Below are 24,951 nucleotides of genomic sequence, written 5' to 3'. Positions count from 1 at the left end.
AAGGTATCTTACAAAAGCACAAGCCTGATAAAGAACAGCCGAAAAAGCTGTTTTCCTACTAAGGAAACGGGTTCTAATAGATCTGTAATGATTATATATCATGTAGTGGAGGGACAATGACGATGGATATTCAAGTCTCAAATGTCAGTAAAAATTTTGAGAAGAAGCAAGTAATTAAAGATATAACGTTCACGATTCCATCTGGAGAAATATGCTGTTTGCTGGGACCTTCAGGTTCAGGGAAAACAACGATGATTCGCTTGATGATTGGGGCAATTGCTGCGGATAATGGAACCATTCATTTTGCTGATGTGCAAATGCCGAATTTGAATATGTTAAAAAAAATAGGATTTATGCCGCAGAACGATGCGTTGTATGATGATCTATCTGCAGAAGCCAATTTGCGTTTTTTTGCAGGACTTTTTCACTTGGATAAAAGTAAATTAGAAAAGCGTATTGATGACGTGCTTGCTTTAGTTGATTTAACAGAGCATCGAAAGAAGTTAGTGAAGAACTTTTCAGGCGGGATGAAAAAGCGGCTTTCACTTGCGGCTGCCATTTTACATCAACCCGAAGTATTATTTCTAGATGAACCGACAGTAGGAATAGATCCCGTATTACGTCGTACGATTTGGGACCAATTTCAGGCGATCAAAAAATCAGGGACAACCATTATTGTTTCCACCCATGTTATGGACGAAGTGACAGAGTGCGATAAAGCGGCGCTTATTTATAATGGTTCGTTGATTCAATATGATACCGTGGAAAAATTACTTAACAAAACGGAAAGCGGTAGAGTTGAAGAACTGTTCTTCATTGCTTCAAAAGAATTAGAAGGCGGTGCTGCACGATGATGAATTTAGCCAAACGCGTAATCCTCCAAACGATAAATGACAAACGTAGCGTAATGATGATTTTAGTTGCGCCACTATTGATTTTGACTTTGGTGTATTTCTTGCTGGGGGATTCCAAATATGTGCCAACAGTTGGACTAGATAAAAATACAATGCCAGCACCTCTTGTAGCAGCTTTGAAAGCTCAAGATTTGAAAGTTGTAGAAGTCTCGAGCAATAAAGCCCGACATGCGAAGCAATATTTGAAGGGCCATCAAGATGTGGATGCGATTTTTACCATCTCAGAAAGTTCGGGTATGAATATTACGATGTATGAGCCTTCGTCTAAAGGTTCAAAGGCAGTAGCGGAGATTCAAAAGGCGATGTCTACCTTAAATCCTTCAGCTAAGATGAAAATGTCCTATGTTTATGGATCGCAAGGCGAGTCAACATTTGATTCCCTCGGATATGTGTTTCTAGGTCTATTCTCCTTCTTCTTAGTGTTTATCATTTCCGGGATGGCCCTTGTGAGAGAACGAAGTGGCGGCACATTAGAAAGGTTATTGATGACACCAATCAAACGAGGAGAGGTCATCCTTGGTTATACGATTGGATACGGTGTGTTTGCGATTATTCAAGCCATTCTCATAGTTCTTTATTCCTTTTCGGTGTTGAACTTAAGTTCCGTTGGGAACATTAGTTGGATTTTTGTCGCAATGGTTTTATTAGCCGTTACAGCCGTCTCATTTGGTGCGATGATTTCTGTATTTGCTAGTTCAGAGCTGCAAGTCGTACAGATGATACCGTTTACCCTTATACCGCAAGTGTTCTTTTCGGGCTTGATTCCTTTAGATTTAATACCATATCATCTCGGTAATCTGTGTTACCTTATGCCTGTTTATTATGGTGTAACAGCCATTAAGGGTGTCATGGTTTATGGTGAGGGCTTCCTTCAAATCTGGCCATACCTTCTAGGGTTAATTGCGTATTCACTTTTGTTATACCTATTAAACACACAAGCATTGAAAAAGTTCAGAAAACTATAATTTGTCGCGAAAATGACTTGTTCTTGGTTGGTACAGGAAACACTCACCATATCCTTTCTCACTAGAGGGAATGAGAAGGTCTAATGTCCTGAATAACTAATAAAGTTTAAATAAATATAAATTCATTAAAAAAGTCGTATCCTTAAGGAATATGACTTTTTTAGTTATAGAAAATGGCATGAATGTACCTTCCTCACAATAAAATAAATAAAAGGAGAAGATAATGTTCAATTCATTGTTTAGTTTCATCATTTACTTTGCTTACGTTCTACCACGGCTAAGGTAATGGAATAATAACTTAACAAGGGAAAAAGCGGATAATCAATCAAGGTCATCAGTTTTTTTTATTACATCAACTTTATTGTAAAAGTAAATCGATAATCCAGAATGATGGGAGAACTGTGCTGGAACTTTCCTTTAAGCAGGAATCGTGTAAAAAAATAGATGAAGTCCTTTTTAATAAGGACTTCATCCATTTTTATTGTTTTTATTTTGACCCTGGAGCGGGTTGGTCGACACCTTTTACATGGTGGCGATGATGGTGGGCTTCACTTGTATAAAAGTCATAATAATGAACATGCATACCATTACCGATCGGAATAGCTGGACCTGAATAAGCTTTATAGTAATGCGTGTGTCCGTCCTCGTATAAAACATACCCCTCCGTATAATGAATATGACTTCCATCCTCCGTCTGAATCGGAGGGGATGTAACATCCAGACATTGATGGACATGCCCGCTATCTACGGACGTATAATCAACAGATCCATGGTTATGATGCGGGACAAAACCCTCCACAAAGTCATCCTTCGCCACCCTTTTCATAAAAGTCCCTCCTAGATGTATATTTTCTTTCATAATTATGCTTTTGTGGGCTTTAGTATTCGAGAAGTTTTGTTAAAGGGTGATTTATAATAAATGTGTGCGCTTCATGGATGGCCCCAACGCTGTAGTTAATTTTGACTTTGGTAAGTACCGGATATTCAAATATCATTAATGGCTACTAAAGTAAAAGAAAACTCGTTCGAAATTTATAGATGACGAATATATTGGAATGGAATCTCTTTTTCTTGCCTTTTTTAAAGAGATATTTTGGATCGGAGTTATTTCGTTCAGTTTCTCATAAATTAATATAAAAGCAAGCAAAGAAATACCTGATAAGATGATATTTAGGGTATTATCCAACATAATGTCAAGACGGTAGGCCTCTACACCGTATTTGAGAATCCATCTTGATAAACAAAAAATATATATCAGTTCATTTGTACAGTATAAAAGTGTTACTAGTTTAAATAGCTTGTATATCTTTTTTTCGAAAAACAGCTCTTTCGTTATTTTTCTGTCATATCCCATCGCTGTAATTAAATCCAGTGCAAAGTATAAATAAAGTGGTCTCTTAACTATAAGACTTATGGAATATATAAATAATAGCGTTAATGAATAATAAATATTATTTAATAAAAGACGCAAAGCTGAACCGGATAGTAAATCTACTAATAGACTAACTGTTAAATTTAGAATTACAAATACATTTGTAAAGGTAAGCTTTTGAATATTTTTGAACCTAAATAAGCTATATACAAACCCAGGTAAAGTGGAGAGAATCATCGATGGATAGTCTCCTATAAATTCTCTACAAGTTTCCCAGCATACTAAAGGAAATATAAAAAACAGAATTAAATCAACTATCAACATTAAGACAGGTTTCATATCTTCACCGTGCTTTCTACCGTTAATAAAAATATATGATTTTCAATAATAAAAAGAACACAGTTTACTATCATTCTTTTATCCTTTTCCTGATTGGAAACGGCTTGTGTGTAAAGATATCAATTTAGATTAAATAGGCGTTGTTCTAAGAAGCTTGGTGAAGCTTCTTCTTGTGCTAAAGTGGGAGTTTAGTTGAATATAACAAGTCAGACTCCTTGTTCAAGTAAATTCAAGACCAGTTGACCGCGCAGTTGAATCAAGTGAAAGTTTAAATAGCACAACGAATGCTCTGCAAGATTTCACCGCTATGACTTTAAAATTTAATAGTCTGTCTTTCATCCTTTAGTTTGTGTTTTGTGATTTGTTAAAAATGCATATAAAAAAATAGGACCCGTTTTTTTTAAACAGGTCCTAGATCATTTATAAAAATGGTGTATCTTGCATATAAAAAACGTTATTAATAGCCCCCTCCAACAAAAGAAGTTCCTACAATGATAAGCAAAATAAACAATACAACGATCAGTACAAAGGAACTGCCACCACCATATGAGTATCCACCATAACTATAACCGCCTCTACACCACATATATATATTCACCTCCATCTAAGGATTTAGAGTCCGCTCTTACATACGAAGGGTTTTTATTTAACACAGAATTAATTAATAGCCCCCTCCAACATATGAAGCTCCTACAATGATTAGCAAAATAAACAATACTACAATTAAAGCAAATCCCATTCCCATTCCATGTCTATGCTCTGACATACTTATCACCTCCTGCTAATAAACTGGATCCAATAAATCTATCCACTATTACATTATGTGAATTTTCATTATAAGAAATGGACAAACGTATAAAAATAATAGAAAATCCATGTTTGTCCCATAGATTTAAATCCTATGAGAAAAAGCGTATGCACATAGACATACGCTTTTTTGGAGGTGATCTTTATGGTGCCGGCAGAGGATACGGCTAATATAAACTATGTGAAAATTATTAAACTGTTTGGACGAGTGTATTAGCATTTATAGATTTTAAATAAAATATATGATTGTCCATAGGAAAAATATATTCATTTAAAAGTCCTGTTTTTTTCTTTTTTAAACATTAATTTACATTTCTTATTTTACATGTATATATTGTCGGGGAAATGATAGGTGGATATGCAATAGTAATAGAATTCTTAAATAATTTACTGTTTATAAATAAAATAAAAAACATCCGAGGGATGCTTTTAATTATTCTTTGGATATAGAACATATTTTTGTCCAAAATTACAACCACCACTCTATAGATGTAAATTTTGAACTCCTGCAGTTTCTTCAAAATATAAGCAGATATCTCCATTTATCACTATGTAGATAATGGAAAAGTTTGCTTGATATCTGTAGCTCTTCAATGAAACTCCAGTAACTCCACAATCGTTTTCTCTTCATTCATGGAAATATGCTACAAAACTTTCTATAAAGTATTTTTTTAACCTCATTTTAATTTTTATTATTAGTTGCTTTCCTAATTGATTTTTCTACAATGTATTGAAAGCCATAGATAACAATTGCTAAAAATACATTAATAAAATACCAAATAGTGTGTTTCATCTTTATAAATTTGACGACCCCTAATTTTTTTCCAATGTAAGGCATAGGGTATGCATTAATTAAATCCAATACCGCATTAGTTGTTAAATACTTAAAGAATTTCCCATAGGTTAGTCTAAATATCCAGAGTGTTGCCACAAAATAAGGACCTAATATATATGTAAAATCTATAGGGCCAGGAGATAGAGGATTATTCGTTATCCACCATTTTTTTCTATAACTGATTAGACTGAAAACACTTAAAATTAAATTGACAAAACTAGCTACTGGTAAAAACCTTAAAAAGTTCCTTTTCCCCATAAATGGGACAGTCAGCCAAGGCAATATTAATGTGGCTAAAGAGAATGCCATTTTTGTATTATGCTTTACCATTATGCTCCTCCTTAAAATTTGATAGCGTCTAGATACGTAATTTCTTTATATTCCACATTAGCGAATCTACACCTGTCGAAAAATGAGCAATTGGTTTTACTTTAGGAAAGTCCAAATTAAAAGGGATAAAAAGGGTATTCCTGACCATTTCAATTTCTGCTTTTTGTAATGGCCAAGGTCGGTGGTGTATTTCACCGCAATAGATGTTGCCTACATTATTCGAACTATAAAGACAATATCGCTCAGTGAGCCAATGATCAAGAGTTCCTTCTTTTGCATAATAAACTTCCGATACTGGACCAAATTCGCCCTTAAATGATATGGAAGGATTCTCGTTTCCTTTACGAATACTTTGGAAAGAATAGGTTTGTTTTTCCTTTCGTAAAGAAATTTGCGCCGATTTATAAGGTAAACGATACCAACGCTTCGCTATTTTTAAAGAAGCCCAGTTTTCAACATCTATAGACATAAAGTAAATACCTGGTTTACCGTTGTATGTAACATATGTTCTTACATTGATTTCTGGAAATTTTGGGGTTAAGGAAACAGATGATAATCCGAAAGGGAAGATTCCCTCTATAACGAATAGAATGATCCCTAACCATGCTGATCCATTAAAGGTATCAATTTGTAATATGGAAGGTATATGGGGCCGTAATTTTTCAGGCGGAATTGGCCAATGTAAGAACAATACATTTCTCCATGATTGCCGCATAATCCACCTTTTCGAAGGCAATGGAAAAGGGCGGTGAATAATATCATTTAGTAAGGTCATAAAAATAATCTCCTTCTTACATGGAGTTATCAGCTAGTTTTAAAATCAATTTTGGTTGTTGTTCGCAAGATCTGGTATAGTTTCTCCTTTAACGGAATTTTTTAATCTACTCTTTTTTAATATTTTCACCGCTGTTGTTAGTGAAAGTAATTTCATAACAAGAATAATTATTTCTCCTCTTTGGGCAATAATGGTAATAATGATTTAATTTGTATAGTAGTGGAGAAGTGATTATGCCGAACTATTTAAATTATGTTTCTTTAGTGATGATATCAATATTATTTGTCCTTATATTATTTCTCCTTATTGGTTGGCGGTGGATAATTAAACGAATGGTTAAACAAATGGGGAAAATTATTATGACCGACAGTTATCAAGAAAATCTAATTGAGTTGTTACCAGGCCTTAGGCATATGGGGATTCAAAATATACTTGAAAATAGCTTGCGTGCAGAAACGGGCGATGTTCTCCATCGACCGCTTGGTTCTTCAAAACAGTGGCCGAATTTAGATTCGATTACGTTTATCCCTGCACAAACATCTCCGTTTCCCATTGATGGTGAGGAAGATGTGGATGTTGCTGTTACCATTGGACCAAAGGCGAAAAAACCTATGAAAATAAAAATACCGCTTATGATTAGCGGGATGGCCTATGGAATCGCACTAAGTGAGGAAGTGAGACTTTCTTTGGCGGAAGCAGCTAAAAATGTGGGAACCGCCATTAACTCTGGTGAAGGTGGAGTCCTACCTGAGGAAATAGAAGCTGCAGGAAATTATATTCTGCAGTTTTCTAAAACAGATTGGTCAAAGGAAGACAATCTTATTAAACAAGCAGACATGATTGAAGTTAAATTAGGGCAGGGGGCATTAATGGGAACGGGTGGGAAGATTTCCCCGAAAAATCTAACAGGTCGTGCCCGTAAAGTGATGGGACTAAAGGAAAATGAGGATGCTGTGATTTATGATAATTTTGTTGAGAATCAAACGCTGGATGATTTGAAAGAGCTTGTTGATGAACTCCGTAATATAACTGGGGGAGTTCCAATTGGATCCAAAATTGGCGCAGGTGGAAAAATGGAAGAAGATATTGATCATTTGATTTATATTGGAGTTGATTATATTGCAATTGACGGCGGACAAGCAGCAACCCATGGTGCCCCGCCGATTTTATCTGATGATTTTGGGATTCCAACATTACATGCAGTTTTTCGTGCCGCCAATCATCTGGAGAAAAGAAATATGAAGGGGCAAATTAGTTTAATAGTATCTGGAGGATTATTTGTACCCGGACATTTTTTAAAAGTACTAGCACTAGGTGCTGATGCTATATATGTAGGTTCAGCTCTTTTATTTACAGTTGCACATTCTCAAACTCTTAATGCACTACCGTTTGAACCACCTACACAAGCCGTTTGGAATCAAGGGAAATTCAAGGATACATTTAAGATTGATGAAGGCGTTAAATCAGCAGAAAAGTTCTTAACAGCAAGTATTGAAGAAATGAAAATGGCATTAAGAGCGATGGGAAAACGCTCTTTAAAAGAGCTGTCAAAAAATGATTTAGTATCTTACGATGAGTCAACTGCAAAAATGATTGGGATTCCATTTTCATTTCAACCTTGGGAAGAGAGACAAATGAAGAAATAATAAGTTAGAACATCTAAGATTAAATTATAAATCCTTTTCATATCCAAACATAACATCATCTCAAGAAGTGTCTTTGCGCACTTCTTTTTTGTAGTTCATTGCTGTGTGTATGAGACATAATACGTTTGATCTTTTTCAAACAGAGACAGCAGCATATTAGTTGGAGTGAGAAACTCTTCCACACAAAATAAGTGCAGGACTTTGCATTTTCTCTTGCAAAGTCCTGCACTATTATTTTGCCATATACAGTAAAACGATAAAGTTGGTTTCAATGACTATTAAGTTAGCTTACCAAAAGAATGGGAAGAATCCTCCGATAAATACAGGGTCTCCTCCGCCTGCACCCCCTGCATAAGAGGAACCACCTACATATGAAGCACCAACAATAATTAATAGAATGAATAAAACAACAATTAAAGCAAAGCCTCCTCCGCCAGTACCACTCATATCAACACCTCCAAATTTTCAAGATCCTTAATAAAGTATGTTTTTTAATTAATATTGTCTGTACATGCACCTACTTAAAAACCATTTTTAGTAAGGGTGCTGAAGGCTTGTATACCAAAACCTTTCTTTCTGTCAAACCTTAGTGAAAGAAGGAAATTCCCTGATTTTATAGAAGTTAATATAAATATAGGTGGGGAAATGTGTGGGATGAGTTTCATTCTTTCTATGGTTTGTGAAGAAACTCTCTTCGACTATAGGATAGTATTTATCCAAGATGTCTTAACGCTTCATGTATTTACGTTTCTATCACTTATTTTGTGATTTCAAACATTTAGCAAGAATTGATAAATATACAAAAAAATGAAAAAAGAGAAAATTGACTGATGTAAGAAGACAGTCATTTTTTTTTGAAAATAGGAAGTTCAATTTAATAGAATTGCTATATAACTGATTTATTCCAATTAATTTAGAGGAGGAAAAATATGAAGCGAATGCGATTTGAACCACCAAAAGAATACTATAATAACAGAATTGAAGGCATTGATGAACAAATTTGTGATTTAATAAAACAACGTAAAGAACTTTCAAATAACGATCCTGGTTTTCCAACGAAAGAACATATTCATGCATGGTCTAAAAAATATAATTTTTATGAGGATTTCTTAAATAGTGTATTTGCTCATTTCTTAAATGAAGACATATATAAACCTGTTGTAGAACCACAAGGATTTCTTAAAAATATACCAATATTAAGATCGTTTGAAAAAGATGATGTGTTTTATTCGGTAACATTTGTACGTCAATATGAAAATGCCAGTGTTGTTCATTTCAACATTGACAGAGAAGATTCTGATGATGAAATACCTAGAAGATTTCGAGAACCTATCTATTTTGACCTAACCATAGAAGGTAGAGGGGTTGAGTATGACAGCCGCAACCAAGGAGGGGGAGGTTCAGGAGGGCATTCATCTTATACATTCATCGTATCACCAGCTTTACCTGATGATATTTCTAATATTAAATTAGTCTTTAAAGAATGTAAGGTACCATTCCAAAAACCAACAGGTTTCGAATTTGTTATATAAAGGGGAAATTTGATGTTAAATCGTGTCATACAACAATTTCGATTACAGCTACAATCGACTAACGAGGTTGAAGATTCCCATAGTTCAACCGTCTATAAATGTACTTTGTCTAATGGGGAAAATGTTTTTCTGAAAATCCCCTATACAAAATTAAAGTATCAGCGAGAGTTAGAAGCATATGAAATATTAAAAGGAAGAGTTTCCATACCTGAAATGTTGGATTATTGGTCTGGTGATGAGGAATGTCCGGGTGCTTTTTTATTATCTGAATTAAAAGGAAAACCATTAACATTGGAGGCTTCACCAACAATAGCGTTTCAAATTGGGGCTCTTCAAGCCGAGATGCATACTATTCGACCGCCTGCTGGGCGAGTGTTGACTGGCATAAAAAATGAATTTAAGAACTGGTCTGCTTTTGTTGAAAACCAATTTTATAGTTTTGCTGAGGATGTAAGGGATATTTTGGATGCTAGATTATATAATCAAGCCATTAAAAAATTTGAGAAAATGAAAGGACAGCTACCTTCCCCAGATGGGCCAAGCTTTGTACATATGGATTTTCGGCCAGCAAATATAATTGTTGATGGTCATAAAGTTTCAGGGATAATAGATTTTGAAAGTGTTCGGTTTGGTTCAACAGAAATGGATTTTACCAAACTGTATCGTGATTTTTTACGCTACGATCCTAATTTGTATAATGCCTATCGAGAAGGCTATAAAAGTATAAGACCATTAATTGATTTAGAAATGGTATTACCCTTTTATCGATTTACTGACGCCTTCAATAGTATTGGGTGGTGCAAACGTCGTAGTATCGAGAAAAACGCTTTATTTCTAGAAGAAAATATAGCGAGTTTAAAAAGCTTTTTACTTTAAAATCGGGGTCGATTATGAACTTTGCCACTTTATTAGGAAATCAAATTGCTATTTTCTAATGGAAAATGCTGTTAGATTGTGAAGGTTTGTACTAACCAAACGGTATGTTAGCTTTAGAAGGAATTTTAATAGATGTTTAGTTTGTGAGCGAAAAAATGAAACATAGCTTACACTAAATTATTATTGTTTAGAACCGAGCATTTTTGTATTATGCACAATCATTAGGTCAATTCAGTTAGGAAAGAGGTTAATAGACAAGATGATTTCTTTAAGAAATGTACAAACTACAGATATAGAACAGCTTTTATTTATTGAGAATGAAGGCTTTTCAATAGAGGAGGCAGCCACAAAAGAAGCATTTGTGGAGAGGATTCAGTTAATACCTGATACCTTTATTGTGGCAGAAAAGGAAGGGGAGATCCTTGGTTATATTAATGGACCTGTTATTAATCAACTATACATTACCGATGACCTTTTTGAAAAAATCCAAAAAAACCCCCAAATAGGAGGATATCAGAGTATTTTAGGACTAGTTGTGTCTAAAAAGCAAGAAATAAAGGTATTGCAAAAATATTGATTGAGAAAATGGAAGTGCTTGCAGAAGAAAAAGAAAGAGAAGGAATCACTTTAACATGTAGACAGGAATTAGTTTCTTTTTATGAAAAATTTGGATTTGTTAACCATGGCATGTCTGAATCAAAACATGGTGGAGTAAGCTGGTATAACATGGTCAAATTATGGAAGGGAGTGGAATGAAACTTTTATCATGAAGAAATGTTGGTCTACGACTTTCTCTACAAATGGTCCTGTAGACCTCGACTACATCCCAGGTAATATTCCACTCATAGTGTTACCACCTGAAATCATGCCGCTATCTTCTTATAACTTTAATATAAGTTTCTAATTTCATTATAAAAAACTGTTCTGAAAAATAAAAATTGACAATGGAAAAGAAACAATTAAAATAAAAACTATACAGTCGGTTTTTTAAAAATGAATTCCCAGAAAATAATGCAACTATTGAATGCTCCTTGATTAGCGAGTTAGCAATTTACATAATTAAAAATGACTGAATATTGGGATTTGTATAAACCGTCTGTATAGTAATGGGAGGGAGGAATTATCGTGGATCAAATTTTAACCATGTTTAAGGAATTAACAGAAACAACAGGGGTAGTTGGGAATGAAAAGCCTGTAAAAGAGGTAATGAAAAAATATTTGGAGCCAAATTGTGATGAATTGAAGTATGACAATCTTGGTGGTATTGCAGCTATTAAAAAGGGTCCATCAAATGGCCCTAAGGTTATGTTAACTTCTCATTTAGACGAAGTCGGTTTCTTGGTTACGGACATTACAGAGGATGGATTTCTAAAGTTTATCGGTCTTGGTGGTTGGTGGGAACATGTACTACTTGCACAAAGAGTGGAAGTCTTCACATCATCAGGTGAGGTAATTGAAGGGGTAATTGGTTCCAAGCCTCCTCATATTTTAAAGAGTGAGGATAGAAAAAAAGTAGTTCAAATGAATGATATGTTTATAGATATTGGCGCAGAAAGTAAAGAAGAGGCGAAAGCGTTTGGAGTAAGGCCAGGTAATGTCGTCGGAGTCATTTGTCCGTTCACGGTAATGAAAAATCCAAAACTCATGATGGCAAAGGCTTGGGACAATAGAATTGGCTGTGCCATTGTCATTGAAGTGATGAGGCGTTTAAAAGATGAGTCACTAGATTGTACACTTTATGGGGTAGGAGTCACACAAGAGGAAGTCGGTTTGCGTGGAGCGAAAACGATGGCGAATTTGATAAATCCAGATATTACTTTTGCCATAGATGTTGGGATTGCCGGAGATACTCCAGGGATTTCGAGCAATGAATCCCGTTCAAAAATAGGCTCCGGGCCGCAAATTGTATTATATGATAGCTCATTAGTTTCTCACCCGGATCTACGGAATTTTGTGGTTGATGTAGCAGAGGAGTTTAAGATTCCTTATCAATTCGAAGCATTAGCCTTCGGGGGAACGGATGCGGGAGCTACTCATACTTCAGGAAATGGAGCACCTTCATTAGCAATTACGATTGCTACTAGATATATACACAGTCATGCTGCTGTTTTACACTATGATGACTTTGAAAACACCGTTAACTTATTTGTGCAGGTGATAAAAAAGTTAAACAATGAGGTTACGAACAAAATTACATTCTGATAAATAATGTATACCACTCTAAATTCATTTAAAAACCAAATCTCTTGGATTTGGTTTTTTATAACGCAGTACGTGTACTAATTTCTAACGAACAGAGGGTTGAAATGATGAAAACTAGACTAAGGAAACTACACAATAATAAATCCTTTAATTTGAATGAATTAATTAACCAAAATAAACAGATGATGGAGCAGGATAAGGAACTAATAAAAGAAATAGAGAAGCGATTGGAAGAGAAACACATAAAGAGTCCTTAAAATCCTCTCATTTATGATAAAATACGATTAGATTAGTATTGGTGCCAGGCACCTATGTTATAAAATGAGCAAGGAGATGATGAAGTGCCAAAGGTTTCAGAGGATTATAAAGAGAAGAAAAGGCAAATCATTATGGAGAGTGCTTTAATTTTATTTGGAGAAAAAGGATATGAATTGACCACTATAGATGATATTGGAGCGAAATCAGGTATTAGTAAAGGGATGGTTTATACTTATTTTAAAAGTAAGGAAGACCTCTATATTACACTGATGGATCAACGAACAAATCACACTTTTAATATCCTGAAAGAACGGTTTGAAGAACTTGATACTGCCGAACAGAAAATAATAGAATTGCTTCGGATATATCGAGAAGCGGAGAATATGGAAGAGTGGAGCAATTCAATCCGAGTTCACATGGAATTTTGGCTTAATTCATCGAGACAGGAACATTTGAAAAATATTATGAAAGACCGTTATAAAAAACAATTTCGAGCATTCTTGATGCAAATTATTCAAGAAGGACAAGACAATGGAGAATTCAAGAAGGATATCCAAATGGAAATTGTCGCTAGTTTATTTTGGGCTATTATCGACGGAATTTGCTTACATTACACAGTAGTAGGGAAGGAATATAATTATAAAGAGCATTTTTTAATATCTCAAGAAATGATCTTACAATATATATTAATTTCAAAAAAATGATAGATGTTTTGATAATATTATCTAGCTGCCATAAGGGTGGCTTTTTTATTAGATCAAATAGTAAGAATTTTATTGACAAATCCAGATTACTATTTAAAATAAAAACTATACAGTCAGTTTTTTAAAAAGGAGGATTTGCTAATCATTTACCGAACTTAATCTGGATAAGGGGATTCATAATGTGAAAATAAAATCCTATTTTTTGTACACGAAAGCCTTTTCGGATATGGGAAATATGATGGAATTGGTAGTAATCAATGCAATGGTTCTGTCCTTGACGAAGAGTACTTTATGGTTAACGGCTGTTTTAGCAGCGCGTGTGTTTGGAGGAATTTGTTCCAGCTTATTTTCTGGCATACTTGCAGACCGCTATAACAGACGTATGTTAATGATCATGAGTGATTTATTCAGAGGGATATTTGTACTTTGGCTTTTCTTATTTCCGACACCAGTTTTATTTCTTAGTATTTCCTTTATTCTTGGTTTTTTTAGTAGCTTTTTCAGTGTTAGCTTTAGCGCGGAGATTCCTCAAATATACGGAGATAAGAAAATATTAGACATTAACGCGCTTATATCTAGATTGAGTTCCATTAGTATGGTTGTAGGGTTTATGCTGGCAGCCTGGTTATCAACGGTCTTGAATTACCGAGTGATTATATTAATAGACTCTATCTCCTTCTTTTTATCCGCAGCAGTATTGTGGAACTTTAAATGGAATAAAGATGAACAACGAACAAAAGGCCAGTCTTTAAAAAATTGGAGCCAAGATATTAAACAAGTAAAGAATCATTTGTTTATCAATCCTGTTCTGCTGATTCTGTTTACCATCTATATTTTTCAAACCTTTGCGGCGAGTTCTCAAAATGTAGGGATTCCGTTATTAGCCAAAATGCTAAACCCGCATGAAATTACCTTCTATCAGGGGCTTATTTGGGGCAGCTGGGGAATGGGAGGTATTCTTGCTACATGGGTGATACCGAAAATCAAATGGTTCAAGAGAAATCTGCTGTACGTATATCTTGGTTCATCCTTAATGGCATCACTCGGTTTTATTTTCTTACTATCGAATAAAGTGTTCTGGATAATTCTTTTCTTTGCTTTTATTACAGGAATGTTTGATGCGAGCCTAAGTTCCTTCTTTTCAACAATTGTGCAAATGACAGATAATTCTATTAGGGGGAGAATCTTTGGCGTATCCAATCTTTTAAGCCAGTTAGGATTTACGATTGGATTCATCGTAACTTCCTGCTTAATAAATATACTAACCATGCCACACTTAGTATGGTTATTCCACGGCAGTACGATAGCAATCATAGTAGCAATGGCTTTGATTATTAAATCAAGGTATTCCTTAAAGGAAATAAGTAATACAGTGAACCAATAATAGGAGGGATTCCAATGAGTATTATAGTGGAAAAGGAGTTAATCAAGTATCAAAGATGTACAAAGGTAGATATGGATTTAATTTATACAGCATTCTCTAAAGGGTTTTCCGATTACATTATTAAAATGGAAATACCAAAAGATGTGTTTGTTAAAAACTTCTTCGGACCAGAAGGAAATAGCCTGGAGCATTCTTTTATCGCTACTTATGACGGCGAGCCAATTGGTGTCATTCTTGGAGGAATAAAATTATATGAAGGCATTAAAACAATGCGATGCGGTACATTAGCAATAAGTCCTGATTTTAGAGGGAAAGAAGTAAGCAAGAAGCTATTTGAATTGCATAAGGAAGAAGCGATCTCTCAAGGCTGTAAGCAATTATTTTTAGAGGTAATTGTAGGCAATGACAGAGCTATAAATTTTTATAAAAAACTCGGTTATGAAAAAATATATAATCTTCCTATTTTCTCCTTGGGGGACCTATCTCAATTGCCAGAAACTAAAAAGCCGGAAAACGTAACTTTACAAAAAATTAGTTTCAGTGATTATGAGAAGGCAACAGAAAAATGGGATTATCATATTAATTGGCAAAATGATGTCGATTTTATCCGAGCAGCCGACAACTATCATTTCTATGGAGCCTATGTTGGAAATGAAATGGTTGGGTGTTTAAGTATCAACGGGAACGGCAGAATTAGTTTTCTAATGGTGGAAAAGAGCCAGAGAAGACAAGGGATTGGATTGGCTTTATTGAATCAAGCAAGCAAGGACTTGAATGTTAAAACTATGTCGACAACGTTTCCAAATAATCACCAATTGGAGGGCTTTTTCAAAAGATCCGGCTTTACAAGAAATGCTCTCTCGCAATATGAGATGTATTATCTTTTATAGGAGAATTTATGGGAGTAGGAAGAAAAGTAATAAAATTGATCGATTATAAAAGAGAAGACATTCTAAGTAGAAATAAAGAAAACAGAAAATGGATGATTAGTATCTTTTATCCAAGTCAAGGCAAGCAGGAGGATGAGAGAAATTCTTATTTAGATTTGTTTTCTCCAAAGGAAGAAGAAGCATTTAAAATTTTCAAAGATATGGGTGCAGAGGAGATTAAGAATTTAAAGTCATTTTATACTAATGATGCCTCTATATCTTATGATGCAAAGAACCTCCCAGTCATTATCTATTCTCCTGGTATGGGAGTTGACAGGGACTTGTATTTATATAATATATCGAAACTTGTTTCGGAAGGTTTTTTTGTAGTCACTGTAGGAGCAACATATGAAACTCTATTTACGGTTTTTCCAAACGGAAATGTAATTTATCAGAGTGAGGCTGTTCAAACTATCGGATCCAATGATTTTGCATCTTTAAAAGAACTTATGAAAAGTAGGATGGAGGATATTTCCTTTTTGCTTGACACTCTTTCAAGCTGGAATGAAACGGATCATTTTTTAAATGGGAAGCTTGATATGAATAGAGTTGGTGTTATTGGACATTCATTAGGTGGGGCAACCATTTATGAATTAGCAAAAAGAGACAATCGTGTAAAGGCAGGGGTGATTTTAGATGGGAGTCTGCACTTAATTTCCCACGATACGCCAGTAAACACACCTTTCCTATCGATTCGTCAACAGCATGCAACTTTAAGTGAAATGCTACAAATATGGAGTAATGAAGTTGCCGAAGCTTATAGTAAAGGTCAACAATTACTTTATGATTCTTTATCGGGATATAAACTGTTTATAAAAGTAAACAATTCCGATCATATGTCCTTCTCTGATGTACCACTTATTTTTAAAGAAAAGAATGAAGAAATGATAAATGCAGTTCATCATACGGTAAATAAAATTATGATTGAATTTTTCAAAGAGTTTTTAATAGATAAAAAAGCTGCATTCTCACAGTGGATAGAACGTAATACAAATGGTTCAGATTTTTATGTAATAGACAGTGAAGGTAAATATGTAAGTTAATATTTTTCAAAAAGGAGAGCGTGTCTGGCAGTTGTTTCCATTCATGCTCTTTTCATTTTCAAGGAGGAAAGTAATCGTGAAAAAAGCGTGTGTGCTTTTAGTTACGTTATTATTATTGGCTAGTTGTTCAAGTGCAAAAACTGAAAAGGAGCAGAATGCTGATTTACGGATTGTAGATGCAGTAATCTCCATTGGTGGGGTTAATAATTCGAACGATAAGCAAAAGCTTAATTATGCATTTACCATTAGCAATGAAGGGAAATTACTCCTCCAGAAAGACTCCATCCAAATTATGCTAAATAATTGGACGAGAAAAAAATCGATAGAGAATAAAATTACCGAAAAAAATTGTAGGAGAGATAGCATTAGTATTAAAGGATATGTAATATTCTCATCAAAGGATGTTCAGAAGGAGGAAATAGCTATTAATGAACCATTAATTACAGGAATTAAGATGAAGAAGGAAAATGGGAAGGAAGTCATTGTGAAATATTACAAATAATAGATGGAGGAAACTTGGAACGAACACGATTCTTGAATTACACTAAGGATAAGTATAATTTTGGAGTTGATCCGTATGAAAGAGTTTAATAATATCCTTTCTGTTATAAAGGAGCTGGAACGTTTAAAAAATAATACTAGAACCGCGTGGACTAGTACGGGAAGACAAGAAAGCATTGCAGAACACTCGTGGCGTCTAAGTCTATTTTCCATGATTCTGGTAGACTATTTTCCAGAGATGGATAGGATGAAAGTTATTTGTATGTCTTTAATACATGACCTGGGAGAAGCATTTGATGGGGATATTTCAGCCAAGGCAGTGGTAAATACAGACGGGAAAATGGAAAAGGAAGAAAAAGCAATGATTAAATTGATAGAACCACTTCCTGAAAAAATGAGACACCGCTTGCTTTCTCTATGGTGGGAATATAATAAAGGTGAAACCAAAGAGGCTCAATTAGTAAAAGCTTTGGATAAAATAGAAACCATTATTCAACATAATCAAGGCAATAATCCTCCCGATTTTGATTATCAATTCAATTTGGATTACGGTAAAAAATATTCGTATATTGATCCAATAATAGAGTCTATCAGAGAACTTGTTGATAAAGAAACAATGGGGAAAATTCAAGGTTCATAATAAAAAAATGCACTTCGCTTTAAGTTAGAAGTGTATTTTTTTATAGTGTGATGGTTATCTCCGTTTCTGGAATGACCTTCATAAGCGGTATGAAAGACAAAATAAGCTAAAAAAGCAGCAAAATGTCCTTCATAAGCGGAATGAAAGACAAAATCAGCAAAGAAAGCGAAAAAATGTCCTTCATAAGCAGAATGAAAGACAAAATCAGCTAAAAAAGCGGCAAAATGTCCTTCATAAGCAGAATGAAAGACAAAATTAGCTAAAAAAGCAGAAAAATGTCCTTCAAAAGCGGTATGAAAGACAAAATCAGCTAAAAAAGCAGAAAAATGTCCTTCATAAGCAGAATGAAAGACAAAATCAGCTAAAAAAGCAGAAAAATGTCCTTCAAAAGCGGAATGAAAGACAAAATTAGCTAAAAAAACAGAAAAATGTCCTTCATAAGCAGAATGAAAGACAAAATCAGCTAAAAAAGCAGAAAAATGTCCTTCATAAGCAGAATGAAAGACAAAATCAGCTAAAAAAGCAGAAAAATGTCCTTCATAAGCAGAATGAAAGACAAAATCAGCTAAAAAAGCAGAAAAATGTCCTTCATAAGCAAAATGAAAGACAAAATCAGCTAAAAAAGCAAAAAAATGTCCTTCATAAGCGGAATGAAAGACAAAATCAGCTAAAAAAGCAGCAAAATGTCCTTCATAAGCGGAATGAAAGACAAAATCAGCTAAAAAAGCAGCAAAATGTCCTTCATCTTTTAATTAAATCTATTGGTAATAGGACCATTGATGTACTCCAACTAACTTATAATGCTGCTCCAATACCCTCTGTATTCTCTTTTTAGAATCAATTATCTTACACCATTCATAAATCTTACCCGTCGTAATTTTTTCATTCGGAAAAAGCAACCTAAACTCCTCCACGCTCCGCAAAATACTAGTTGACACGACTTCCGTGTGTCCGCATTCCTTACAGCATATTCTCATACCCTTTATCGATAATAAAAATGAATTGCATTTGATACAAACTATTCCCTTTTGCAATTGATCATAATCATAAGAAGGTAGCTGGGTAAATGGGGATTCATCTAGATGAAGCGAAGCTAATTTATCTGCTAGGATCCTTTGTTTATTATTTATCTTAATAGATTTTCTATTTAATTGATTTAAATAGCGAATTACTTGTGTTGGAAAGAGAAAGGGCAGATTAAGGGGTGCTTGGTATAAGGTGAATTCAGGGTTAATAAATACTACGGAAGCAACAACAGGGAGATTGTATCCATTGCTTTGAAGTAATTGTCGCATTAAGGATTCATTTCTTCTCAATTGGACTAGTGGATTAGTAACTTCAAACTTATTTTTCATAAATAATTGTTCCTTTTCGTAATAAAAATCTCCTTCAAAGTTTTTCACTTCAAAAAGGTAGAGGATATCTGCAGTGATAATCAAAGAGTCAATCTGGAAAGTAGTATTATTCATTTGAAGCAGCAAATCATTCAAAATGAAGCAATCGCACTCGAGCGTCTCCGTTAATAAATCAAACATTACTTCTCCTTCAAAGCCCTTTTTTAAATTATAAAAGTGATTTTGATCTTTGTCAGATAAAGTCATTCGAGTGTTTAAAATTTCAAGAGTCTTCAATTCGGTGGATTTGATTCGGGGTTTATAAGTTGTCAATCTTCTACATCCTTTCTAAAGGCACTTTTTGAAATATTATTGGAAGGGAAATATGTGAGGATGACTATAGGAGGGGGGCTGCCGCTCCCCCATAACCTTATTCAAAAACATACTGTAAAACATCTAATGCTTGATCAACTGTTTCTACCGTTACATTTGCTTTATTGGAAAGTTCTTTTAAAGGGTGGATTAACGATTCAGGCCTGATGATAATAGTAGGTTTATTCAATGTAATTGCCGTGCTGGCATCCATTGCGGTATTCCATTGTTTATATTTTTCACCGAATAATGCGATCACTACATCTGATTTTTGCAATAATACTTGTGTTCTGAAATTGTTAATATCAGAGGCAGCATCATCCTTATAGAAATTACCAGGCTGTTTTCCGAGAATTTCTTCCCCGATATTATCAGATCGATCATGGTCTGTTTGAGGCCCTACAAATTTTAATGACAGATTTCTTTCTTTTGCTTTCTTCTTTATTTCCTCTCTCCAATTATCATGGATCTGGCCAGCTAAATAAACAGTTAACTCCACTATTTACGCCTCCTTAAATATTTTCTACCAACATTTTACCAAATGGTAGAGTGAATTGTAATAAGGTTAGGAATATTACGCTAAAATCCATTAACGGGTGTTTTGGTGTTATTATCCATGTTCTTAAAAATTTGTACTAAACAAGATATTCTATTATCTTAGAAGAATCAACGTTTACAAAAGATCGGAGGATAATCATGGAATTGAATTACAGAACATTCAAGGGTGTTGGAGATCTAAATGAGGATTCATACATAATCAATAAGGAGATGTCTATTTTTGGTGTTGCGGATGGTGTTTCTTCATTAATCCCTTTTAAGAGCAGGGAAAACTTAACAGGTGGTTATATGGCTTCTCATGAAGTGAAGAATTATTTACAATCAATCACAACCTATACTAGCCTTTTCGAGGACATAACAAACGTCAATAGAAATTTGCAAAAAAAGATGAGGGAATATGAAATTGATATTCTGGAAAAAGAAAAGCTGTGGGGGACTGCATTAGCTATCGTAAGGGTTTCGGATTTTGGCATTGAATTCGTTCAAACTGGCGATTGTATGATTCTAGCTGTATATCAAAATGATGAAGTAAGACCATTAACACGGCTCCAAGTAGCCCATTTGGAGGAATTGGCGTTTTCTAAATGGAAGGAGTACATAAATCGAGGGATAAAGACTCGGGAAGATTTGATGAAAAAAGTAAAAGATATATTAATTTCTAATAGAAGGAAAAGTAATACTCCAATGGGATATGGAGTGTTAAATGGAGAACCGCAGGCAATTAATTTTCTCGAACATGGAAAAATAAATAACATTGGATTAAAGCATCTTATATTAATTACAGATGGTATGTTTCTACCGGCAGAACATGTACCAGAGGAAGTAAGCTATTGGGATTATACTGCCAAATGCATTCTTGATAAGGGGATAGAACAGTATGCACGGGATTTAATAGCGTTGGAAGAAACCGATCCGGAATGCTTGAAATATATTAGGTTTAAAAAATCTGACGATAAAACCGGTATGGTTCTTACTTTTAATAACTAAAAAAACCGAACTGTTTGTATAAAAGTACCAATAAGCATGCCTGGTAGACTAAATCTAAGATCAGAATTCTCCTTAAGGGAATTCTATTTTTTATATCATAAATTATTGTTTTTCACCCCTTCAGGACAAAATATAAATTTCTGCTTTTAAAAATATATTTACAAAAAGATCAGAGTAAGGGGAATACTGTATGTCATATTCTTTTAGCAATCATAATGCTGACCTCTGGAATGCTTATCTCGATGCAATTTATGCTGTAATAGAAAGAGGAATGGCAGCAAAGGAGGTGGTATGTTCCATCACCACCGGCTTTAGGTCGATTCCTTCCTTAAGAGCAAAGCCTGGTTTGAATCCCTATCATGCATCTGTAGCGGATGTTGGTTATGGATTTGATGCGGTACAGGGAACGATAACCCGTTTACGGGAAGGAGAAGTTCCTCCTCTTGTGATGGAAATGCTCGTATTTGATTTAGATACACTAAGAATCAGTGAGAAGCAGTTAAGTCCCAATTTCGAAATGGCTGTAAAAGAGGCTCCACCAGAAATATATTATTTAGTCGATCTAAGTAGAAATCTCAACTGGCAAATCGGGCAAATGATTAGGGAAGCGAATAGACTAGGAAAAGAACTATTAGGTAACAGGTGGTACGAAATTCATGCCCGTATCGAAAATATTCAAGCAGTACCACGTCTTTAAGGGAGGGAGAGCAATGAACTACCGATCATTATCCATGGATAATGACGAGAGAAGACTTTTACTTGATTGGTGGAATACGATGGAGGAAGCAAAGCCTATGGTGCGAAAATTAATGTCATTCATAACAGAGCTTCGTGTCCATCCGAAGTCTAGCCATGCAGACGGGATGGTCTTGTTTTACCGTGCTGCTTCGGAAATTTCCTATGGATATGCTGGGGTTAGAGGATGCATTAGGAGAGCTTTTACCCATGAATACGGTGAAGGACTTCGAATCAATATGGTTATGTGTCATAGCTTTGCAGATAAATATTCAGAAGATGCCAAAGTTTTGCTTGAAAGAGTGGCAAAGCAAATTACGGATCAGGAATCTTTACAAATTGTGCAGAGGATTAGGAAAACATTAGCTGAAAATGATTTATGGCTAAGAGAAATAAAACAGAAAGCCGATGCCTTTTTTGGTAAAGATACTTTTATAGACTTGCAAAGTAAAGTTAAAAAAGCTATTACTTTATCTAAAATGGATTAAGTTTTTTATTGACTTTTATACCCGTATGGGTATATTGTGTTGTTGTCAATAACTTTCCCGTTTTTGACATACAATAAAAATAAATGAAGGAGATGAATGAATATGGCAGGACATCGATTTAAACCGGAAAAAGCGGCAAAGCTACTAGACACAAACCGAAAACAATTAATTCCACAAGAAAAAGTAGTAGAATTATTATCGATTGAAGAAAATGATATCGTAGCAGATTTAGGAGCGGGAAATGGTTATCTAACTCTTCCGTATGCAAAAGAAACAAGTCAATCGCTTTACGCTGTTGATATTGAAGTAAAGATGCTGGAATTGCTGAAGGAGAGAGCAGCAAAAGAAGGCATCTATAATATTCAATACATTGAGAGTAATTTAGAAGAAATACAGTTGCAGGATAATAGTGTTGATAAGGCGGTTGTTGCATTTGTTATGCATGAGATTCCAAATATGGAGAAGGCTCTTGGTGAATTCAAACGCATCTTGAAACCAGGTGGAAGATTATTGATTCTTGATTGGGAAGCAGTAGAAGCTGAGGTTGGGCCGCCAATACATGAAAGAATATCTTCAGAGGACATGAGGAAATTTATGATAGAAAAAGGATATAAATCCGAGGTTGTTCCATTTAATTCAGATGTATATGCAATAACATTGGATAATAAATGAATGTCATTTCATACCCGGAACATAAAGAATGCTGTATTTATTCTATACTATAATCTAGTTGACAAGATACCCTTATGGGTATAAAATAACCATTGTAATTCTTAATGGAAAAGGATTATTTGATATTATTCAAGGTAAAAAATAATTTATCGAAGATAGAACTTTCATTTAAAAGGAGGCGAGTAAATGTACTATGATGATCAAATGAAAAACCGGGTAAAACGGATTGAAGGTCAGTTGCGCGGTATATTAAGAATGATGGAAGAAAATAAGGATTGTAAGGATGTAATTACACAGCTATCCGCATCCCGTACAGCAATTGACAGAACCATTGGGGTAATCGTCAGCTCGAATCTAGTAGACTGTGTGCAAAAAGCCACGGAAAATGGAGATAGTGCAGAGGAGCTAGTAAAAGAGGCAGTTAATCTTCTTGTAAAAAGTCGTTAATTACCTGAGGTTAATACCTCTTTTAATTTCACTAACAAAATACCCCGTGGGGTAAAAATTATTTTTTTAGTTTTATAGATACCCATACGGGTATTGGTAATACAAATAGGAGGAATTTATATGACAAATACGAAAAAGACGACCATTGTTTTATTCAGCGGAGATTACGACAAAGCAATGGCTGCATATATCATTGCAAATGGAGCGGCAGCCTATGATCATGAAGTAACTATATTCCATACCTTTTGGGGATTAAATGCTTTACGAAAAGAAGAGTCAATTCCTGTCGAAAAAGGCTTCATGGAAAAAATGTTCGGCAAAATGATGCCAAAAGGAGCAGATAAAATGGGACTGTCCAAAATGAACTTTGGTGGATTTGGTCCGAAAATGATAAAAGGCGTGATTAAAAAGCATAATGCGCTAACGCTGCCGCAACTGATTGAGATGGCTCATGAGCAAGAGGTGAAGCTGGTCGCTTGCACGATGACGATGGATCTTTTAGGGCTTCAGAAAGAGGAGCTGCTTGATAATATCGAATATGCCGGAGTTGCAGCATATTTGGCTGATGCACAAGATGGAAACGTGAATTTGTTTATCTAGTGGGAGGCACTAATTATGGTATATTTTAAATTTATCATTCTGGCAATTATCCTTTTCTATCTTATCCAGCGCATGTTCCCAGCAAAGGGTGTAAGAAATATTTCCACGGAAGAATTAAAAAATGAATTAAAAAACAAAAACAAAGAATTCGTGGATGTCCGGACACAGGCCGAATTTAAAGGAAATCATATTAGGGGATTTAAGAATATTCCCCTTCATCAGCTTAACCAAAAAATAAAAATTCTATCGAAGGAAAAAGAGATAATTGTTATTTGCCAAAGCGGGATGAGGAGCAATAAAGCCTGCAAAATTCTAAAAAAACATGGATATAAAAATGTATCAAATGTGAAGGGCGGCATGAATGCCTGGACTTATTAATATTACAGGAGGAATGAAGGATGAAAGAAATCACACCTAAAGAAGTAGAGGAATTATTAAAGGAAGGCAAAAAGCTAACTATCATTGATGTACGAGAAGTGGAGGAAGTAGCCGAAGGGAAAATTCCCGGAGCAGTGAATATTCCTTTAGGATTAATGGAGTCTCGAATGAATGAGTTGAAAAAGCAAAACGAATATATTATGGTATGCCGCTCCGGAGGCAGAAGCGGACGTGCAACACAATTTTTAGAAAGTGAAGGGTTTCAGGTTGTGAACATGAGTGGTGGAATGCTTGCGTGGGAAGGTAAAGTGGAGTGAATTTATTAAAT

General features: G+C 34.8%; 29 protein-coding genes and 2 pseudogenes. 22 read left to right on the top strand and 9 right to left on the bottom strand.

Features of this window, described 5'->3' with window-relative positions; translation table 11 throughout:
• Positions 1-122 precede the first annotated feature (122 nt).
• Together KHA87_RS14705 and KHA87_RS14700 are read left to right on the top strand one after the other, a co-directional pair.
• A complete protein-coding gene (locus KHA87_RS14705) occupies positions 123-854 on the top strand; it encodes an ABC transporter ATP-binding protein (protein WP_213094897.1) in 732 nt (243 codons plus the stop codon).
• Positions 851-1,879, top strand: a complete 1,029-nt coding sequence (locus tag KHA87_RS14700; protein WP_213094896.1) for an ABC transporter permease — start codon at positions 851-853, stop codon at positions 1,877-1,879. The genes KHA87_RS14705 and KHA87_RS14700 overlap by 4 nt, the downstream gene beginning before the upstream one ends.
• A 487-nt stretch (positions 1,880-2,366) precedes the next feature.
• On the opposite strand, the gene KHA87_RS14695 is transcribed toward KHA87_RS14700, so the two are convergent.
• From KHA87_RS14695 to KHA87_RS14670, 6 genes are all read right to left on the bottom strand, one after another.
• Positions 2,367-2,705, bottom strand: a complete 339-nt coding sequence (locus KHA87_RS14695) for a YmaF family protein (RefSeq protein ID WP_213094895.1) — start codon at positions 2,703-2,705, stop codon at positions 2,367-2,369.
• Positions 2,706-2,873: 168 nt separating this feature from the next.
• Positions 2,874-3,488 (bottom strand): DUF3159 domain-containing protein, encoded by a 615-nt coding sequence (locus tag KHA87_RS14690; RefSeq protein ID WP_213094894.1) that lies wholly within the window; start codon positions 3,486-3,488, stop codon positions 2,874-2,876.
• A gap of 559 nt (positions 3,489-4,047) precedes the next feature.
• The gene (locus KHA87_RS14685; protein ID WP_213094893.1) at positions 4,048-4,176 is read right to left on the bottom strand and encodes a YjcZ family sporulation protein; all 129 of its coding nucleotides are present in this window, start codon (positions 4,174-4,176) and stop codon (positions 4,048-4,050) included.
• 75 nt (positions 4,177-4,251) lie between these two features.
• Positions 4,252-4,329, bottom strand: coding sequence for a YjcZ family sporulation protein (locus KHA87_RS14680; RefSeq protein WP_283249461.1), 78 nt, complete (start codon positions 4,327-4,329; stop codon positions 4,252-4,254).
• A gap of 750 nt (positions 4,330-5,079) precedes the next feature.
• Entirely contained in the window at positions 5,080-5,562 is a 483-nt protein-coding gene (locus KHA87_RS14675; RefSeq protein WP_213094891.1) for a hypothetical protein, read from the bottom strand.
• 28 nt (positions 5,563-5,590) lie between these two features.
• Positions 5,591-6,337: a YqjF family protein gene (locus tag KHA87_RS14670; RefSeq protein WP_213094890.1), complete on the bottom strand. Its 747-nt coding sequence runs from the start codon at positions 6,335-6,337 to the stop codon at positions 5,591-5,593.
• A 233-nt stretch (positions 6,338-6,570) separates the two neighbouring features.
• On the opposite strand from KHA87_RS14670, the gene KHA87_RS14665 reads away from it, so the two are divergent.
• The gene (locus KHA87_RS14665) at positions 6,571-7,983 is read left to right on the top strand and encodes an FMN-binding glutamate synthase family protein (RefSeq protein WP_213094889.1); all 1,413 of its coding nucleotides are present in this window, start codon (positions 6,571-6,573) and stop codon (positions 7,981-7,983) included.
• Positions 7,984-8,343: 360 nt separating this feature from the next.
• Here KHA87_RS14665 and KHA87_RS22235 read toward each other — a convergent pair.
• Positions 8,344-8,430 (bottom strand): annotated as a pseudogene (locus KHA87_RS22235) (YjcZ family sporulation protein); the annotation flags it as partial.
• Between the two features lie 482 nt (positions 8,431-8,912).
• Between KHA87_RS22235 and KHA87_RS14655 the strand changes: the two are divergent.
• From KHA87_RS14655 to KHA87_RS14605, 11 genes and pseudogenes are all read left to right on the top strand, one after another.
• Entirely contained in the window at positions 8,913-9,515 is a 603-nt protein-coding gene (locus KHA87_RS14655; protein WP_213094887.1) for a hypothetical protein, read from the top strand.
• 12 nt (positions 9,516-9,527) lie between these two features.
• Positions 9,528-10,391, top strand: a complete 864-nt coding sequence (locus KHA87_RS14650) for an aminoglycoside phosphotransferase family protein (protein WP_213094886.1) — start codon at positions 9,528-9,530, stop codon at positions 10,389-10,391.
• 262 nt (positions 10,392-10,653) lie between these two features.
• Positions 10,654-11,147, top strand: a pseudogene (locus KHA87_RS14645) (GNAT family N-acetyltransferase).
• A gap of 387 nt (positions 11,148-11,534) precedes the next feature.
• A complete protein-coding gene (locus tag KHA87_RS14640; protein WP_213095189.1) occupies positions 11,535-12,593 on the top strand; it encodes a M42 family metallopeptidase in 1,059 nt (352 codons plus the stop codon).
• A 107-nt stretch (positions 12,594-12,700) separates the two neighbouring features.
• Positions 12,701-12,850, top strand: coding sequence for an FbpB family small basic protein (locus tag KHA87_RS14635; protein ID WP_213094885.1), 150 nt, complete (start codon positions 12,701-12,703; stop codon positions 12,848-12,850).
• Positions 12,851-12,934: 84 nt separating this feature from the next.
• Positions 12,935-13,555, top strand: a complete 621-nt coding sequence (locus KHA87_RS14630; RefSeq protein ID WP_213094884.1) for a TetR/AcrR family transcriptional regulator — start codon at positions 12,935-12,937, stop codon at positions 13,553-13,555.
• A 181-nt stretch (positions 13,556-13,736) separates the two neighbouring features.
• Complete coding sequence (locus KHA87_RS14625; RefSeq protein ID WP_213094883.1) at positions 13,737-14,939, top strand: MFS transporter; 1,203 nt, start codon at positions 13,737-13,739, stop codon at positions 14,937-14,939.
• Positions 14,940-14,953: 14 nt separating this feature from the next.
• On the top strand, positions 14,954-15,829 hold the full coding sequence (locus KHA87_RS14620) for a GNAT family N-acetyltransferase (protein ID WP_213094882.1): 876 nt from the start codon (positions 14,954-14,956) through the stop codon (positions 15,827-15,829).
• Between the two features lie 8 nt (positions 15,830-15,837).
• Positions 15,838-16,911: an alpha/beta hydrolase family protein gene (locus KHA87_RS14615; protein ID WP_213094881.1), complete on the top strand. Its 1,074-nt coding sequence runs from the start codon at positions 15,838-15,840 to the stop codon at positions 16,909-16,911.
• Between the two features lie 76 nt (positions 16,912-16,987).
• Positions 16,988-17,413, top strand: a complete 426-nt coding sequence (locus KHA87_RS14610) for a hypothetical protein (protein ID WP_213094880.1) — start codon at positions 16,988-16,990, stop codon at positions 17,411-17,413.
• A gap of 75 nt (positions 17,414-17,488) precedes the next feature.
• A complete protein-coding gene (locus KHA87_RS14605) occupies positions 17,489-18,052 on the top strand; it encodes an HD domain-containing protein (protein WP_213094879.1) in 564 nt (187 codons plus the stop codon).
• 758 nt (positions 18,053-18,810) lie between these two features.
• Here KHA87_RS14605 and KHA87_RS14600 read toward each other — a convergent pair.
• On the bottom strand, positions 18,811-19,653 hold the full coding sequence (locus KHA87_RS14600; RefSeq protein ID WP_213095188.1) for a nuclease-related domain-containing protein: 843 nt from the start codon (positions 19,651-19,653) through the stop codon (positions 18,811-18,813).
• 163 nt (positions 19,654-19,816) lie between these two features.
• Entirely contained in the window at positions 19,817-20,257 is a 441-nt protein-coding gene (locus KHA87_RS14595; protein ID WP_213094878.1) for a YtoQ family protein, read from the bottom strand.
• A gap of 197 nt (positions 20,258-20,454) precedes the next feature.
• On the opposite strand from KHA87_RS14595, the gene KHA87_RS14590 reads away from it, so the two are divergent.
• From KHA87_RS14590 to KHA87_RS14555, 8 genes are all read left to right on the top strand, one after another.
• A complete protein-coding gene (locus KHA87_RS14590) occupies positions 20,455-21,303 on the top strand; it encodes a protein phosphatase 2C domain-containing protein (RefSeq protein WP_213094877.1) in 849 nt (282 codons plus the stop codon).
• Positions 21,304-21,493: 190 nt separating this feature from the next.
• On the top strand, positions 21,494-22,000 hold the full coding sequence (locus tag KHA87_RS14585; protein ID WP_213094876.1) for a hypothetical protein: 507 nt from the start codon (positions 21,494-21,496) through the stop codon (positions 21,998-22,000).
• A 13-nt stretch (positions 22,001-22,013) separates the two neighbouring features.
• Positions 22,014-22,526 (top strand): hypothetical protein, encoded by a 513-nt coding sequence (locus tag KHA87_RS14580; protein ID WP_213094875.1) that lies wholly within the window; start codon positions 22,014-22,016, stop codon positions 22,524-22,526.
• A 102-nt stretch (positions 22,527-22,628) separates the two neighbouring features.
• Positions 22,629-23,198 (top strand): class I SAM-dependent methyltransferase, encoded by a 570-nt coding sequence (locus tag KHA87_RS14575; protein WP_213094874.1) that lies wholly within the window; start codon positions 22,629-22,631, stop codon positions 23,196-23,198.
• A gap of 186 nt (positions 23,199-23,384) precedes the next feature.
• Positions 23,385-23,645: a metal-sensitive transcriptional regulator gene (locus KHA87_RS14570; RefSeq protein ID WP_213094873.1), complete on the top strand. Its 261-nt coding sequence runs from the start codon at positions 23,385-23,387 to the stop codon at positions 23,643-23,645.
• A 120-nt stretch (positions 23,646-23,765) separates the two neighbouring features.
• Positions 23,766-24,245, top strand: coding sequence for a DsrE/DsrF/DrsH-like family protein (locus tag KHA87_RS14565; RefSeq protein WP_213094872.1), 480 nt, complete (start codon positions 23,766-23,768; stop codon positions 24,243-24,245).
• A gap of 15 nt (positions 24,246-24,260) precedes the next feature.
• Positions 24,261-24,623 (top strand): rhodanese-like domain-containing protein, encoded by a 363-nt coding sequence (locus tag KHA87_RS14560; RefSeq protein WP_213094871.1) that lies wholly within the window; start codon positions 24,261-24,263, stop codon positions 24,621-24,623.
• Positions 24,624-24,643: 20 nt separating this feature from the next.
• Positions 24,644-24,940 (top strand): rhodanese-like domain-containing protein, encoded by a 297-nt coding sequence (locus KHA87_RS14555; RefSeq protein WP_213094870.1) that lies wholly within the window; start codon positions 24,644-24,646, stop codon positions 24,938-24,940.
• The last annotated feature ends 11 nt before the right edge of the window (positions 24,941-24,951 follow it).

Source organism: Bacillus sp. FJAT-49736, assembly GCF_018343615.1.
Lineage (GTDB): Bacteria > Bacillota > Bacilli > Bacillales > Bacillaceae_C > Margalitia.
Note: the sequence above shows the minus strand (reverse complement) of the source record. Positions and strands in the feature narration are given on the sequence as shown.

Coding starts and splice junctions, on each gene's coding strand:
- KHA87_RS14560 (WP_213094871.1), top strand. CDS start 24,261: ATGGTATATTTTAAATTTATCATTCTGGCAATTATCCTTTTCTATCTT.
- KHA87_RS14620 (WP_213094882.1), top strand. CDS start 14,954: ATGAGTATTATAGTGGAAAAGGAGTTAATCAAGTATCAAAGATGTACA.
- KHA87_RS14655 (WP_213094887.1), top strand. CDS start 8,913: ATGAAGCGAATGCGATTTGAACCACCAAAAGAATACTATAATAACAGA.
- KHA87_RS14640 (WP_213095189.1), top strand. CDS start 11,535: ATGTTTAAGGAATTAACAGAAACAACAGGGGTAGTTGGGAATGAAAAG.
- KHA87_RS14555 (WP_213094870.1), top strand. CDS start 24,644: ATGAAAGAAATCACACCTAAAGAAGTAGAGGAATTATTAAAGGAAGGC.
- KHA87_RS14605 (WP_213094879.1), top strand. CDS start 17,489: ATGAAAGAGTTTAATAATATCCTTTCTGTTATAAAGGAGCTGGAACGT.
- KHA87_RS14615 (WP_213094881.1), top strand. CDS start 15,838: ATGGGAGTAGGAAGAAAAGTAATAAAATTGATCGATTATAAAAGAGAA.
- KHA87_RS14705 (WP_213094897.1), top strand. CDS start 123: ATGGATATTCAAGTCTCAAATGTCAGTAAAAATTTTGAGAAGAAGCAA.
- KHA87_RS14670 (WP_213094890.1), bottom strand. CDS start 6,337: ATGACCTTACTAAATGATATTATTCACCGCCCTTTTCCATTGCCTTCG.
- KHA87_RS14700 (WP_213094896.1), top strand. CDS start 851: ATGATGAATTTAGCCAAACGCGTAATCCTCCAAACGATAAATGACAAA.
- KHA87_RS14675 (WP_213094891.1), bottom strand. CDS start 5,562: ATGGTAAAGCATAATACAAAAATGGCATTCTCTTTAGCCACATTAATA.
- KHA87_RS14690 (WP_213094894.1), bottom strand. CDS start 3,488: ATGATTCTCTCCACTTTACCTGGGTTTGTATATAGCTTATTTAGGTTC.
- KHA87_RS14600 (WP_213095188.1), bottom strand. CDS start 19,653: ATGACTTTATCTGACAAAGATCAAAATCACTTTTATAATTTAAAAAAG.
- KHA87_RS14680 (WP_283249461.1), bottom strand. CDS start 4,329: ATGGGATTTGCTTTAATTGTAGTATTGTTTATTTTGCTAATCATTGTA.
- KHA87_RS14575 (WP_213094874.1), top strand. CDS start 22,629: ATGGCAGGACATCGATTTAAACCGGAAAAAGCGGCAAAGCTACTAGAC.
- KHA87_RS14650 (WP_213094886.1), top strand. CDS start 9,528: ATGTTAAATCGTGTCATACAACAATTTCGATTACAGCTACAATCGACT.
- KHA87_RS14580 (WP_213094875.1), top strand. CDS start 22,014: ATGAACTACCGATCATTATCCATGGATAATGACGAGAGAAGACTTTTA.
- KHA87_RS14665 (WP_213094889.1), top strand. CDS start 6,571: ATGCCGAACTATTTAAATTATGTTTCTTTAGTGATGATATCAATATTA.
- KHA87_RS14565 (WP_213094872.1), top strand. CDS start 23,766: ATGACAAATACGAAAAAGACGACCATTGTTTTATTCAGCGGAGATTAC.
- KHA87_RS14695 (WP_213094895.1), bottom strand. CDS start 2,705: ATGAAAAGGGTGGCGAAGGATGACTTTGTGGAGGGTTTTGTCCCGCAT.
- KHA87_RS14585 (WP_213094876.1), top strand. CDS start 21,494: ATGTCATATTCTTTTAGCAATCATAATGCTGACCTCTGGAATGCTTAT.
- KHA87_RS14590 (WP_213094877.1), top strand. CDS start 20,455: ATGGAATTGAATTACAGAACATTCAAGGGTGTTGGAGATCTAAATGAG.
- KHA87_RS14570 (WP_213094873.1), top strand. CDS start 23,385: ATGTACTATGATGATCAAATGAAAAACCGGGTAAAACGGATTGAAGGT.
- KHA87_RS14685 (WP_213094893.1), bottom strand. CDS start 4,176: ATGTGGTGTAGAGGCGGTTATAGTTATGGTGGATACTCATATGGTGGT.
- KHA87_RS14635 (WP_213094885.1), top strand. CDS start 12,701: ATGAAAACTAGACTAAGGAAACTACACAATAATAAATCCTTTAATTTG.